Origin of the sequence: Exiguobacterium sp. s22, from assembly GCF_018617455.1 — a bacterium.
Taxonomy (GTDB): Bacteria; Bacillota; Bacilli; order Exiguobacteriales; family Exiguobacteriaceae; genus Exiguobacterium.
The window spans coordinates 183,188-197,763 of record NZ_JACSKD010000003.1; the positions used below are offsets into that span (position 1 = coordinate 183,188).

General features: G+C 48.2%; 11 protein-coding genes. 5 read left to right on the top strand and 6 right to left on the bottom strand.

The window, feature by feature from the left end:
* Positions 1-26 precede the first annotated feature (26 nt).
* The 6 genes from KNO94_RS07405 to KNO94_RS07430 form a co-directional block, all read right to left on the bottom strand.
* Positions 27-1,499, bottom strand: a complete 1,473-nt coding sequence (locus tag KNO94_RS07405) for an alanine/glycine:cation symporter family protein (RefSeq protein ID WP_214778583.1) — start codon at positions 1,497-1,499, stop codon at positions 27-29.
* 267 nt (positions 1,500-1,766) lie between these two features.
* Positions 1,767-1,934, bottom strand: coding sequence for a hypothetical protein (locus KNO94_RS07410; protein ID WP_015880321.1), 168 nt, complete (start codon positions 1,932-1,934; stop codon positions 1,767-1,769).
* A 1-nt stretch (position 1,935) separates the two neighbouring features.
* Positions 1,936-2,139, bottom strand: coding sequence for a YwbE family protein (locus tag KNO94_RS07415; RefSeq protein ID WP_015880320.1), 204 nt, complete (start codon positions 2,137-2,139; stop codon positions 1,936-1,938).
* A 57-nt stretch (positions 2,140-2,196) separates the two neighbouring features.
* Positions 2,197-2,535 carry a hypothetical protein gene (locus tag KNO94_RS07420; protein ID WP_214778585.1) on the bottom strand — a complete coding sequence of 113 codons (339 nt, stop codon included), beginning with the start codon at positions 2,533-2,535 and terminating at the stop codon, positions 2,197-2,199.
* Positions 2,536-2,589: 54 nt separating this feature from the next.
* The gene (locus KNO94_RS07425) at positions 2,590-4,245 is read right to left on the bottom strand and encodes a glycoside hydrolase family 13 protein (protein WP_214778747.1); all 1,656 of its coding nucleotides are present in this window, start codon (positions 4,243-4,245) and stop codon (positions 2,590-2,592) included.
* Between the two features lie 131 nt (positions 4,246-4,376).
* Complete coding sequence (locus tag KNO94_RS07430) at positions 4,377-5,138, bottom strand: alpha/beta hydrolase (RefSeq protein ID WP_214778587.1); 762 nt, start codon at positions 5,136-5,138, stop codon at positions 4,377-4,379.
* Between the two features lie 373 nt (positions 5,139-5,511).
* Between KNO94_RS07430 and KNO94_RS07435 the strand changes: the two genes are divergently transcribed.
* The 5 genes from KNO94_RS07435 (at position 5,512) to KNO94_RS07455 (ending at position 14,502) form a co-directional block, all read left to right on the top strand.
* The gene (locus KNO94_RS07435) at positions 5,512-9,018 is read left to right on the top strand and encodes a lamin tail domain-containing protein (protein WP_214778589.1); all 3,507 of its coding nucleotides are present in this window, start codon (positions 5,512-5,514) and stop codon (positions 9,016-9,018) included.
* 99 nt (positions 9,019-9,117) lie between these two features.
* Positions 9,118-10,320 carry an NAD(P)/FAD-dependent oxidoreductase gene (locus tag KNO94_RS07440; protein WP_214778591.1) on the top strand — a complete coding sequence of 401 codons (1,203 nt, stop codon included), beginning with the start codon at positions 9,118-9,120 and terminating at the stop codon, positions 10,318-10,320.
* 47 nt (positions 10,321-10,367) lie between these two features.
* Positions 10,368-11,021, top strand: coding sequence for a hypothetical protein (locus tag KNO94_RS07445; protein WP_214778594.1), 654 nt, complete (start codon positions 10,368-10,370; stop codon positions 11,019-11,021).
* A 124-nt stretch (positions 11,022-11,145) separates the two neighbouring features.
* Positions 11,146-13,155 carry a catalase gene (locus tag KNO94_RS07450; RefSeq protein WP_214778595.1) on the top strand — a complete coding sequence of 670 codons (2,010 nt, stop codon included), beginning with the start codon at positions 11,146-11,148 and terminating at the stop codon, positions 13,153-13,155.
* A 162-nt stretch (positions 13,156-13,317) separates the two neighbouring features.
* Entirely contained in the window at positions 13,318-14,502 is a 1,185-nt protein-coding gene (locus tag KNO94_RS07455; protein WP_214778597.1) for an MFS transporter, read from the top strand.
* Positions 14,503-14,576 lie beyond the last annotated feature (74 nt).

A 14,576-nucleotide genomic window follows, 5' to 3' on the forward strand; every position in this document is an offset into this window, starting at 1 on the left:
GGTCCCTGTTTGTTTCGTTTTAAAAATTAAGATTTTGAAGAGTCGGCAGCGGCTGCTTGAACAGTACCTTGTGCCACTTCGTCTTCTTCCACATCCCAGCACTCTGTGTTCTCGATACCGAGTTTACGAGCCGAGAAGCGTGGGTTGAGACCTTGAGCACGTTGCTCCTCGTAGTCTTTAAGAACTTTGAAGGCAACGCCACCGAGCAATGTGATGGCCGCGATGTTGATCAATGTCATCCCTGCCATGAAGAGGTCAGCGAGGCTCCAAACGAATCCGAGGCTTGCAACCGCTCCGATGAAGACGAATGCCATTGTCGCAAGACGGAATCCGAGAACTGCACCTTTGCTCTTCTTGATGAATTCGATGTTCGTTTCACCGTAGTAGTAGCTTCCTGCAATCGAGCTGAAGGCGAACAAGAAGACGCTGACAGCGATGAAGGCTGGAGCAAGTGCCCCGATTTGTTCAGTCAATGCGTTTTGAAGAAGGACAATCCCTTCACCATTCCCAGCAGCGTAGCTGTCCGAGAGAAGGATGATTGCTGCAGTTGCTGTACATACGATCAACGTATCTAAGAATACACCGAGTGCTTGAAGGAAACCTTGTTTCGCAGGGTGCGATACTTCAGCAGCGGCTGCTGCGTTTGGTGCAGAACCCATACCTGCTTCGTTCGAGAAGAGTCCACGACGGACACCCATCGAAATCGCAGCACCGATTGAACCACCAACCGCTTCGTTCAAACCAAATGCGCTTTGGAAAATCATAGCGAAGACGCCTGGAAGTTCAGCGAAGTTTACAACGACAACGTAAAGTGCGATTACAAGGTACAAGACAGCCATGACTGGTACGACGATTGCCGAGAAGTTCGCGACACGTTGTACCCCTCCAAAGATGACAAGACCAGTAAGGACGACCAAGATAGCTCCACCGATTGCTGCATCGATTCCAAATGCGTTATCGAATGCTGCAGCGATCGTGTTCGATTGAACGGAGTTGAAGATGAGACCAAATGTAACAGCGATGAGAACCGCGAATACGATTCCAAGTGCACGGTTGTTCAATCCTTTTTCGATGTAGTACGCTGGACCACCGCGGTACGCGACATCGTCTTTCACTTTGTATACTTGAGCGAGCGTGCTTTCGATCATAGCTGTTGCGCCACCGAGAAGGGCGACGATCCACATCCAGAAGACCGCTCCCGGTCCACCGAGCGTAACCGCTACTGTAACCCCGGCAAGGTTACCGGTACCGATACGAGTTGCAGCACCGATAAAGAATGATTTCATTGAAGAAATGCTCTTACCATCTTTCGCTGGCGTCACGTCCGATTTATCTGTGATCGTCCGGAACATTTCTTTTAAGTAACGGAATTGCATAAATCGTGTTCTGATCGTGAAGTAGATCCCAGCTCCGACGAGCGCGGCGATCAATACGTACGACCATAAGATGTTGTTCAAAAAGTCGACGCTTCCCTGTAGCAAACCTTGAATCGCTTCCATGAATAAGTTCCTCCCTGTTGTGTAAATCTGAAGTTGAGATTTTTTATGATGTCTTAGTTCTGAATTATACAAAGATTCTGACAATTGGCAATAATTTTTTTATAGGTAATTTCACTCTTTTTTCACATTAGATATGCTAGACTCCTTACTTATAAGCATTTAAAGCGCTTACATAAAAATGTTTAGAAATATTAAATCATGATTATATTTCATAATAATGAAACGAATATTCAAAAAAACAGCCACTCTATTCGAGTAGCTGCACGTTTAAATACCAGTACGTTTCTTCTGGTTATTCGGTTTTTTCGTCAATTGGCTCGTCAACGGCTTCTGTTTTGTACCGTGTAAACCTGTCGGAACCTTTGTTTGGTTTTGCTTCTTCTCTGCCAGCTTTTGTTTCATCGCTTCTTGAAAAGATAATTTTTTCTCGCTCATCTTACTCACCTCCAGCTTCGATCACTTTCACACGACCGACCTGTCCATCGCTCAAACGCACTTTGATTCCGTGCGGATGACGTGGCGAGTTCGTCAATATATCTTGAACGACGCCTTTCGTCAGCTTCCCGCTTCGTTGATCTTGTTTCAAAACGATTTGGACGTGGAGTCCTGGGCGAATGTCAGCACGTTTTGTTCCATCCATACCCGACACCCCTTTCCATTTAGTCAATCTCTATCATATGCTCTTTTCCCTCATTTGTCACAGCCTATTCCAAATGCCGATTTGTCGCATCGGGTCCGTCATGTAACTTTGATCGGTCTGCAACGTCTGCATCGAAATGGGCTCGTGAAACTCAATACGTACTCCTCGACGTGAGAAGAAGATGTCGATGATCTCGTTTTCGTCTACATCGCAAAGTGTCGCTGTTCCTTGAAGAGCATGAAAAGCCTCCGCGAACGCTTCCCCGAAACGGAGATATGCTGTCACGGATGTCACTATACGGTTTTCCCCAACCTTTAACGTCACATGTTTGCGATCGGCACTCACAATCACGATCTGTATCGTATCGTTTCCATTCGAAAATTCAATCGTATGCATCCACACCCCACCTCTCATTCAAAAGAGGTACCCTCCTCAGAAGGTACCTCTCTATCATAAACGATATAACCGTGCTGCGAATGGTCGAAGCATGAACGTTTCCGTATCAATCATTTCCGGGTCAATCTCATTCGTCATGACAAGCGTCGCACCTGCAATTTCCGGAATGGTCACTTCTGCCGGATTGGCGGTCAAGTTGACGACCACGAAGAAACGGTTATTCTCAAACGTACGTTCATAGACGAAGGCTTGCTTATGCTCGGGCAAGACGTCGCGATAACGACCATACGTGAACGTCTCCTCAGCTCGACGAAGACGGATCATCTCCTTATAGAACGACAGGATGGAGTGTTGATCGTTCTGTTGCGCCTCGACGTTGAGCGTCTCATACTCTTCATGAATCGGCATCCATGGGGTCGTCGTCGAGAAGCCGGCATATGGTGAGGCATCCCACTGGATTGGTGTCCGGACGTTATCACGAGATGTCCCCCAAACTTGTTGCATCGAGTCGATTTCACTCATCCCGTTCGCGATTCGTTCGAAGTACTCGTTTTTTGTCGCGACATCATCATAGTCATGAATGGACGGGAGCGGCACATTCTTCATCCCAATCTCTTGTCCTTGGTAAATAAATGGCGTCCCGTGCATGAAGAAGTACATCATCCCAAGCGCCGTGGCACTTTCACGCCAATAATGATGCTCATCCCCGACGAGCGAGACAGCTCGCACCATGTCATGGTTTTCAATGTATAAGGCATTCCATCCTGTCTCACGTAATCCTTGTTGCCATTTATCGAAGATTCGCTTCAACTCAACGACATCGAGCGGTGCAAGACGTGACCGTCGCATGATATCGACATGATCAAAATGAAAGGCCATGTTCATCGCACCATTCTCAGGTCCCATCCATTGGTCGGCTTCTTCTGGTTCAATGCCGTTCGTCTCCCCAACGGTCATAATGTCGTATTTAGAGAACGTTTCTCGCTTCATCTCTTGTAGATATTCATGAATTCCATCAATGTTCGAATACATCGAAAAGGCCGTAACGATCGGCTTTCCATCCGGAGAAGGGAGCATCGTCTCCGTCGGCATCTTTTTAATATGACTGATTGCATCGACACGGAATCCGTCGACCCCTTTGTCGAGCCACCAGTTGATCATGTCATAGACAGCCGTTCGAACGTCACGATCCTCCCAATTCAAATCGGGTTGTTTCTTCGAGAAGACGTGCAAGTAATATTGGTCGGTCGGTTCGTCATATTCCCAAGCGGACCCGCCAAAGATACTCGCCCAGTTGCTCGGTGGCATCCCATCTTTCCCGTCTCGCCAAATGTACCAATCTCGTTTCGGATTGTCTTTCGAGCTCTTCGATTCAAGGAACCATGGATGTTCGTCCGACGTATGGTTGACGACGAGGTCGAGCAATAGCTTCATCCCCCGTGCATGCACTGCCTCTAGCAAGGCATCAAAATCCTCCATCGTCCCAAACTCATCCATAATGTCTTGATAGTCACTAATATCATATCCGTTATCATCGTTTGGCGATTTGTACATCGGACAAATCCAAATGACATCAATTCCAAGGTCTTCTAAGTAATCGAGCTTTTCAATGATTCCGCGAAGATCACCGATTCCATCCCCGTTCGAATCTTTGAAACTTCGTGGATAAATTTGATAGGCGATGGCCTCTTTCCACCATACACGACTGATCTCTGTTTGTTTCGTTTGGCTGAACAACGTCTCCATACGGCACCTTGCCTCCTACAATAAGGTATGATTCACATCTACCATAGCACTAGTGCAAGCGTTTGCAAAGAATCAGTTCACAAAAAATGCAGTTTTTACACTGCATTTTGGTGGCGCGCCCCAACCTGTTCACAGAAGGTCGTGATCAGCTTCGACAAATGTTTCCAATCATGGTCCATTGTCGCGACGTGATACGAGTTCGGAAGCACCGCGTATTCTTTTGTTCCTTGTAACTGATCAAACAGCCAAATGGAGTCGGAAGGTGGCACCACGTTGTCGACAGCAGAATGGATGACATACGTCGGCACATCAACCGCTCCGACGTGTGGTCGCACCTCGTCAATCAGTGAAAGCAATTCCCGAATCGCTCTAGTCGGCACACGGTCATAGACAATCTCATATACATCTTCTGCCAAGATGTCAGGCGCGTCTTCATCGATAAATCGACAGTCGGTATCCGCCGCATGACACGCATATCCTGGTACCGATAACGCAGCGTTGATCGTTACAACCGCATCCGCCTTCCCTTCAAGTGCCGTCTTGAGTGCCAACGTTCCACCCATTGACTGACCGACGACAATGATTGTCTGACAAGATTCACGCAATCGCTCAATTCCTTCAATCACACTTTTATACCAACATCGATGCGTTGAACATCGAAAGTCTTCTGGGTCTGTTCCATGTCCCTTTAAGCGAGGAGCATAGACCGTAAACCCTTGCTTCATCAGCTCAATTCCGACGTCTTGTACACTCTGAGGTGTTCCGTTAAAGCCGTGGCAAAGCAAAATACCAATTTCGTTTCCTTCATAATAAAACGCACCTGCTCCAGGAATGACTGGGTAGTTGACTGCTTTCATTAGTGCCTCCTTTTAATTCACACTTAACCGATACAATTAATTCGTATTAGAAGAGTGTAAAAGTTATCGAGACAACCGTCAAGTTCTTCCGACCACATTCACCTTGTAATCAAAATGTAATCATAACTTCGTATTTAGTGGATTGAGTTCTGACGTCTGCTTGGTTATGTTTAACATGTAGTAAAAAACTTGGGAAATGAACGTGCCATTTTTGACAATACACGAATAATTTTTCAAGGGATTCATCACAAGAAAAGTAATGTAAGCGCTATCATGTTGTTTTTTTGAAAAAGGAGGATATAAATTCACTTATTTATGACGACATGAGTTGGGGAAATCGGATTAAACCATTACATCTAAGGGAGACTTACACATGGGGAAACCAACACAATCATTTAAGGCAGTCACTGGCCTCGCCTTATCAGCTGGACTTATCGTCAGCAGTATGACACCGATTGCGGCAAACGTACACGCTGAGACGTTAAACGCATCAGATCTTTTCATTTCGGAGTACGTAGAAGGATCAAGCAACAACAAGGCAATTGAGTTGTTCAACGGAACGAACGCGACAATCGACCTTTCCGCTTACAAAATTGAACTATATTCAAACGGAGGTACGACGGCCGGCAACACATTGAATTTGACGGGCACACTCGCACCAGGGGCTACATATGTCATTGTGAACGGTAGTGCATCGGACGCATTGAAAGCAAAATCGAATACGGTGAGCGCCGTGACGAACTTCAACGGGGATGACACGATCATCTTGAAAAAAGGAGACACGGTTCTTGATGTCTTCGGTCAACTTGGATTCGACCCAGGAACGAAATGGGGAACGACCGTTGCGACTGCTGACCAATCGCTCATTCGTAAAGACACGATTACAATGGGAGACAGTGATGGCAGTGATGCTTTCGACCCGGCTTTGGAATGGACATCGACACCACAAGACACATTCGATAACCTCGGAAAACATACATTCCAAGGTGTCGAATACGGAGACGGCGGTACAACGGAACCTCCTGCACCGATCACACCGATTTCAATTGCTGATGCACGAACAAAAGCAGAAAATGAAACGGTCACAGTCAAAGGAGTCGTTACGGCTAAATTGGCGAACACGATTTCGATTCAGGATGCGACAGGTGGTCTTTCCATCCGTCCGACGTCTCTTGCCGTCAACGTTGGGGACGAGGTCGTCGTCACAGGGGTCGTCGGAACGTATCGTGAACTTCTTCAATTAAACAGCGCTGTCGTTGTTTCAAAACAAGCAGCGACGCTCCCGACTGCCCAAGTCGTCACAGGGGAACAAATCAACGAGGACGTTGAATCAGAACTTGTCACCGTCAAAAATGTCACGCTCACAGGTAGCGGTCAGAACTTGACGGCGACGGACGGAACAAAAGAGTTCGTCGTTCGTGACGAACGGGGCATCCTTGATTTGCAAACGGACGTGAACTATTCATCGATCACAGGAATCGTTCAACAGTTTGACGATACGTACCAGATCATCCCTCGTGACCCATCCGACACGGTCATCGATACGTCCGTTCTTCGTCCGGCTGTCGCAAAACCAGGTGCTGGGACATTCGTCGGACCACAAGACGTCACGCTCTCGACAACGACAGCGAACGCCGAGATTTTTTATACACTCGACGGCTCTGACCCGAAAGAGAACGGAATTCGATATGCAAACCCAATCCACATCGAAAACTCGACGACGTTGAAGACGGTCGTGAAAACAGGAGACACATTTAGCGCCGTCTCCACGTTCTCTTATAAAATCACAGATAAAATCCGTATTCATGACATCCAAGGAGCGAACCATGCATCTCCGATGAACGGACAAACGGTTGAAGGCGTAGAAGGAATCGTCACATCGACGTTCGTTTCGAGCGGGACAACATATTACTTCATTCAAACACCTGATGCTGAGGCTGATGACGATGCACGTACGTCTGAAGGAATTGTCCTTTACGGTGGACGTTCGATTGCGGGTATTCAAGTCGGTGACCTCGTCAAAGTGAACGGAAAAGTGAGCGAGTATGCGATTGAAGGATACAGCGACCGTCAACAAACAGATATGAAGATGACACAAATCGATACGCGTAACGGAAAAGTCGAAGTCGTCGCGAGCGGCGTGACCCTTCCGACACCGATCACAATTGATGCTTCAAACCTCCCGACCGAGTTTATCGACAGCGATAACCTCGCCGTCTTCAACCCGGAGAAGGATGCCATCGACTTCTGGGAGAGCCTTGAAGGAATGCGTGTTCAAACGAACAATTTGAAGTCGGTCGGACCGCAAGAATATGGTGACTTGGTCACTGTTCTCGAAGATACGCCAACGGAGACGTACAATGGCGGCGTCTTATTGAAAAAGAACGACGCGAACCCAGAACGTATTCAGTTCCGTCTCGAGCCAAATACAGAAGCACGTGATTTCGATGTCGCGACAGGCGACCGTTTCAACGGGCCGATCGTCGGTGTCGTCGGCTACTCATTCGGTAACTATAAGATTCAAGCTTCACTCGAAGATATGAAAGCGGCCTTCGTCAAAGGTGATGCACAACGTGAGAAGACGTTCATCGAAGCAGAAGAAGATCAATTGACGATTGCCTCTTACAACTTGGAGAACTTCTCAAATAACATCAAAGAAACATCGGATGAAAAGGCACTCAAATTGGCAAAAGCGTTCGTCAACGAATTGAACAGCCCTGACATCATCGGTGTGACAGAAGTACAAGACAACGACGGACAGGACAAAGGGGCAGGTTCTGCCGCTGACCAGAGCTATCAACGCTTAATCGATAACATTGTCGCTGTCGGTGGGAAGACGTATAAATACGTCAACATCGACCCGGAGAACAATCAAGACGGCGGGGCGCCAGATGCTAACATCCGCGTCGGCTTCTTATATGATCCGGAACGCGTATCGTTGACAGAAGGAATGCCTGCCGGTGATGCGACGACAGCTGTCGGATACGCTGACGGCAAGTTGACGTATAACCCAGGACGCATCGACCCGACGAACGAAGCATTCGATCGCTCGCGTAAACCGCTAGCGGCGCAATTCGACTTCCAAGGCGAGAACGTCATCGTGATTGCGAACCACTGGAACTCAAAAGGTGGCGACACTGGTTTCTTCGGCTCACAACAACCGGTCGTTCTCGGAAGTGAAGTGCAACGTAAGAAAATCGCACAAGTCGTCCACAACTTCGTGGCAGACGTGAAGATGAAGAACCCGGAAGCGAACGTTGTCGCACTCGGAGACTTCAATGATTTCGAGTTCTCGGATGCGCTCCAAATCTTCAAAGGCGACTTGATGACGAACATGGTCGAGAAGGTCCCTGCTGTTGACCGTTACTCGTATGTGTATCAAGGGAACTCTCAAGTACTCGATCACATCCTCGTCTCGAACCGCTTGGCCGCTTCTACAAAGATTGATATGATTCACGTCAACTCGGACTTCACTGAGATGTCAGGTCGTGCGAGTGACCACGATCCGGTCCTTGCGCAAATTGATTTCACACCAGAACCAGAAGTCGAATTGACACGCTATACTGTTGAAAATCATCCAGCGGCACGCCTCGTCCTTCAAGAAGATTACATCGGCGTGACAATCGGAAAAGGCACGAACTTCAAAAACGGAATCTTCGTTCGTGGCGTATACACGGAATTGACAGGAGACCCATTGAAAAACGTCGTCGTTCAAGTGAAACCGAAAGAAGCCGGTGCCATCATCGACTTCAAAGGTGCGACGGTGAAAGAAGTGATTGTTGACGGGAAGAACCTTGCCGAGATTCACGGGGCAAAAAACGTCCAACGCATCACGTATACGAAAGGCGCTTCTCCTTCATCGATCATCATCAAGAAATAAACATGTTGAACCGTAGACACATCGTCTGCGGTTTTTTGGTTTCACTTCTATTGAAGCGGGGATAAAGAGGAAGATACTGAATCATGGAGGGTGAGACCGATGGAATTGTATAACGGAGACTTATATTGGCCAACGACCGAATCAGAGGACGTCGTGTTAGAGAGACCTGACAAAAAAGAGCATTACGACGTACTCGTCATCGGAGCCGGTATGTCCGGAACGTTGACGGCATATACACTACACCAGGATGGGGTCGATTTCGCGGTGCTTGATGGACGAAAAGTCGGGACAGGCAGCACATCGGCCAATACGGGTTTAATTCAATATTCAAATGACATCATGTTACATGAACTCGCAGAAAAAATCGGCGAAGATGCGGCGGTACGCTTCTATCAATTATGTCTCGATGCGGTCGAATCACTCGAACAGGTGGCAAAAGATGTCGATGCATCCGATATATATATTCGACGGGACAGTCTTTGTTTTGCGAGTGAAGAGACTGATGTTGCCAAATTGAAACGTGAGTATGAGATGCTGTCTAAACACGGTTTTGACGTAGAGTGGTTGGATCGTGAGTCATTACGCGAACGTTTCCCATTCGAAAAACCGGCGGCCCTTATCACAAAAGGCGATGCCGAGGTCAACCCGCTCACCCTCAGCCGTCAAATCATCCGCCATTTATCAAAACAGAACGTCCCAATTTTTGAAGAAACGGCGGTGGATGAGGTCGTGGCCGATGGTGACGGATGGCTCGTCTTCACCTCGAATGGGACATTCAAGGCGAAGAAAGTCATCTTTGCGACAGGTTATGGGCCTGCTCCCCTACTCGATTCCCATCGAATCGACTTGAATCGGTCATACGCCATCGCAACGAATCCGATTGCCGAGTTTAGTGAATGGGAAGGTCGAGCGCTCATTTGGGAGACGAAACGACCGTATCTCTATTTGCGCACGACCCCGGATGGACGAATTATCGCAGGCGGGCTTGACGAAGACAAGGCAGAGACACCGCACGACGAGGCGCTCATGAACGACCGGGCGGAACGGGTGAAAGAAAAAATCGCCGAACTGTTCCCGATGTATGACTTAGAAGTCGATTATGCCTGGGTCGCCTTGTTTGGCGAATCGGTGGACCAACTCCCGTTCATCGGGGAGCATCCGAATCGACCGAACTTGTTTTATCTGCTCGGATATGGGGGAAATGGAACGGTGTATAGTATGCTCGGCTCTCATATTTTGAGTGCCCTCGTTCGTGGTCAGTCGCATCCCGATGCGGACCTCGTTCGTCTAGATCGAACGTAACCCCCGGCACAATGGGGGTGTTACATAATTGAAGGAGTGCTTTTGAATTGAAGAAAAAGAGAAAATCAAAAGGGGTATACCGATTACGTCGTCTCGCCGTATTCCTTGTCCCGCTTGGCTGTGTCATTTGGTTTTGGCCACAGGAATCGTCCCCTACAACGCAATTGAAGTCTGAACACACTTCTATTTCCAAGGAAATATATACGATTGAAGAACGTACACCCATTGAAGAAGACGGTGTCATTCGATATGAGTATGATATCGTGGTGCATAACGAACCAAGTACCGATGAATTACAATCGATCAGTCATGATATCATCGATGACGTCCGACAGTCTGATCAGTTCCAGGCCGCCTTATTACGTTTTTATGATGATGCTGCCTATGTCGGGACGGATCCTCCACTCGGTGAAGCCGTATTCGCTCCGGAAGGCGACTATGCGCTTGCGGACTGGGTGGAACCCGGCCAAACCGACGACATGACGTTCGGTTGGCAACTGCGGGAAAAAGAATGGACGAGCAAATTGACCGATGCAGAGATTCAAATTTGGAGATCATGGCAAGACCAATATACAAAGCAGAATCCTCACGACCCCGACGTGAATGCGAAAGTGACACGCGTCATTTCCACAGAGTACGAACTCGACCCTAAAGTGGTGCAACAAATCGTATTGAAACAGCATGTGTGGGCCGCATTATAAATGTTTGTGTGAAATCTCTCTTTTTTGAAAAAGAGGGATTTTTTTTAGTGGCGTTAGGGAACACCGATACAGTAGGTCAAACGGTGACTTACGACGGTCAGTCATACTTAAGGGAGGCAATCACATGGGGAACAAGAAAGAAGAGCAGTTAAAACAACATACGATTGATAACGAACAACAAGCTGGCTTGACGACGAACCAAGGTCTGAAGATGGCAGAAGACGAATTCTCGCTGAAAGCAGGACGTCGTGGTCCGACATTGATCGAGGACTTCCATTTCCGTGAGAAGATGACCCACTTCGACCACGAGCGGATTCCAGAGCGAATCGTCCATGCGCGCGGCGTAGGAGCACATGGAGAGTTCCAGGTGTATGAACCGCTCGCCGAAATCACAAAAGCGGACTTCTTGAACGACCCTTCGAAAACGACACCCGTATTTGTCCGTTTCTCGACCGTTCAAGGCTCACGCGGATCCGCCGATACGGTCCGTGACGTTCGTGGTTTTGCGACGAAGTTCTACACAGACGAAGGGAACTACGATTTAGTCGGAAACAACATCCCGGTCTTCTTTATTCAAGATGCCATCAAGTTCCCCGACCTCGTCCATGCCGTGAAGCCTGAACCACATACGGAAGTGCCGCAAGGGGGAAGCGCGCACGATACGTTCTGGGATTTCGTCGGACAAAACCATGAAACGGCCCATATGGTCATGTGGGCGATGAGTGACCGCGGAATTCCACGTAGTCTACGCATGATGGAAGGGTTCGGGGTGCATACGTTCCGTCTCGTGAATGCGGAAGGAAAGGCTCATTTCGTCAAGTTTCATTGGAAACCAAAGCTCGGGGTTCATTCACAAGTATGGGACGAAGCCCAAAAAGCAGTCGGGAAAAACGCTGACTTCCACCGCGTCGACCTCTATGAAGCAATCAATAAAGGTGACTACCCCGAGTGGGAGCTCGGCCTGCAGCTGATCCCGGAAGAAGACGAGTTCAAATATGACTTCGACATTTTAGACCCGACCAAACTGTGGCCGGAAGAAGAGATTCCAGTGAAACTCGTCGGGAAGATGACACTCAACCGAAACGTCGACAACTTCTTTGCGGAAACCGAACAAGTCGCCTTCCATCCGGGTCATCTCGTCCCAGGAATCGACTTCTCGAACGATCCGCTCTTGCAAGGTCGTCTCTTCTCGTATACGGACACGCAGCTTTCGCGTCTCGGCGGACCAAACTTCCACCAGATTCCAATCAACAAGCCCGTTTGTCCGTTCCACAACAACCAGCGGGACGGGATGCATCAGATGGCTGTCCACAAAGGTCAGACGAGCTACCACAAAAATGCGCTCAACCATAACCAGCCGGAACCTGTACCAGCCGACCAAGGTGGGTTTGAGCACTATCAAGAGAAAATCGATGGACATAAGATTCGGGGACGTAGTGACAGCTTCCTTGATTTCTATTCACAAGCGAAGCTCTTCTATAACAGCATGACCGATGTCGAGAAACAACATATCCAAGATGCTTGCAGTTTTGAGCTCGGAAAATGTGAGTCCGACATGGTGAAAGAGAACGCCGTCGATTTATTGAACCGCATCGATCGTCATCTCGCTGAAGTCGTCGCCGACAACTTAGGGGTAACTGTGCCAGACGAGAACAATGAGGTCCAATCAGATAAGACGTCCCCTGCCCTCTCGATGGCGAACACGATCAAAAAGCCTGATACGAAGAGCGTCGCCCTTCTTCTTGCCGGTGACGTGGATGCGAATCAGGTGAAACAGTGGGTGCAGACGCTCGCCGACCACAACGTCAACTATAGCCTCGTCGGCAAGAAAGCATATATGCTTGGTGACTTGAAAGTGAAAGAGACATACGACACGGTCGACTCGAGCCTCTTCGATGCCGCGTTCTTAGTGAGTGCCGCAACCTCGGTCGAAGATGACGTACTCGAATTTATCGAGAACACGTATAAGCACTATAAACCGCTCGCTCTACACGTACACCATAAAGAGGCACTCGCCACGTGCCGCGTGAAGACCGACCAGCCTGGCGTCTTCATGTTTGATGAGCACAATCTCAATGGATTTGATGCGTTCATCGATGGAATTGCGACTGCCCGTTTTTGGGATCGCGCTTGATGACTTCACTCGACTCATATTTTGGGTCGAGTGTTTTTGATTCTGACGAATTCGATTCGTTTAGTGCGTCATCTCGGACAATTCTCCCTCCGATTTGGTATACTCATTTAGTTATGTTTATTAACTATTCGAATTTGAAGAGAAAAGGAGGCGTCGTGTTCGATGCAACAACCTATTCAAAAACTATGGACGAGAGACTTCTTGATCATCTCGCTCATCAACTTTTTCCTGACGCTCATCTTCTTCTTATTGATGGTGACCATCGGAGTGCATGCTGTCGAGTCGTACGGGGCGACAACAAGTCAGGCAGGACTCGTCACTGGTATTTTCATCATCGGAACGCTGACCGGGCGCCTATTCATCGGTCGACTGATCGACTCGATCGGTCGGAAGAAGACGCTTTATATCGGACTTGTCTTTTTCACCGCCACTATTCTACTTTACTTCGTCCATTGGGGCGTCGGTTTCTTACTATTCACTCGATTCGTACATGGACTCGGGATGGGATTATCGAGTACGGCAACGGGAACCATCGTCGCGCAAGTTATTCCTGCGACACGAAAAGGTGAAGGAATCGGGTATTATAGTATGAGTTCTACTCTGGCGACAGCCATCGGGCCATTCGTCGGATTACTTCTTAGCCAACATACAAGCTTTACTGTGATTTTCGCTCTCTGTTTCGTGATCGGGGTCGTCAGCTTGGCGAGTACGTTCTTCGTCAACGTACCGGAAGTCGATGCGCCAGAAGTCGTTCGCGGTTTCTCTTTGAAATCGTTCGTTGAGCCAAAAGCGTTACCGATTGCTCTGATTATCGGTGTGGCTGCATTAAATTATTCGAGTGTCTTATCCTATATCAACTTTTATGCGAGTGAACTCGACTTGATTGAGGCGGCAAGTATCTTTTTCCTTGTCTATTCAGTCGCCGTTCTATTATCGCGCCCGGTTACAGGGAAGTTGATGGATGCGCGTGGGGCGAACGTCGTCATGTATCCAGCAATCGCAACCTTTGCCGTCGGACTTTTTGTGCTTAGCCAGGCAACTAGTGGTTTGATGCTTTTACTCGCAGGGGCGTTGATTGGATTAGGTTTCGGGAATATCCAATCTGGCACTCAGGCAATCGCCGTCAAGGCCTCTCCCCCTCATCGAATGGGGATGGCCACGTCGACCTTCTTTATCGCACTCGATGCTGGTCTAGGATTCGGCCCATACTTCATTGGATTATTGATTCCATTGACTGGATTCTCGACACTTTACTTGATTCTTTCTGGCGTCGTACTGTTTACCATTTTCTTGTATTATGTGATGAGCGGACGAAACGAACAAAAACAATTAAACGAAGCTGCTTGACGGGATGTACGTACATCCCGTCTTTTTTTGAAAGTTCACACATTTGGTCGAATGATGCGGTAAGATAAAAATGA

Coding starts and splice junctions, on each gene's coding strand:
- KNO94_RS07420 (WP_214778585.1), bottom strand. CDS start 2,535: ATGCATACGATTGAATTTTCGAATGGAAACGATACGATACAGATCGTG.
- KNO94_RS07415 (WP_015880320.1), bottom strand. CDS start 2,139: ATGGATGGAACAAAACGTGCTGACATTCGCCCAGGACTCCACGTCCAA.
- KNO94_RS07435 (WP_214778589.1), top strand. CDS start 5,512: ATGGGGAAACCAACACAATCATTTAAGGCAGTCACTGGCCTCGCCTTA.
- KNO94_RS07450 (WP_214778595.1), top strand. CDS start 11,146: ATGGGGAACAAGAAAGAAGAGCAGTTAAAACAACATACGATTGATAAC.
- KNO94_RS07410 (WP_015880321.1), bottom strand. CDS start 1,934: ATGAGCGAGAAAAAATTATCTTTTCAAGAAGCGATGAAACAAAAGCTG.
- KNO94_RS07405 (WP_214778583.1), bottom strand. CDS start 1,499: ATGGAAGCGATTCAAGGTTTGCTACAGGGAAGCGTCGACTTTTTGAAC.
- KNO94_RS07440 (WP_214778591.1), top strand. CDS start 9,118: ATGGAATTGTATAACGGAGACTTATATTGGCCAACGACCGAATCAGAG.
- KNO94_RS07455 (WP_214778597.1), top strand. CDS start 13,318: ATGCAACAACCTATTCAAAAACTATGGACGAGAGACTTCTTGATCATC.
- KNO94_RS07430 (WP_214778587.1), bottom strand. CDS start 5,138: ATGAAAGCAGTCAACTACCCAGTCATTCCTGGAGCAGGTGCGTTTTAT.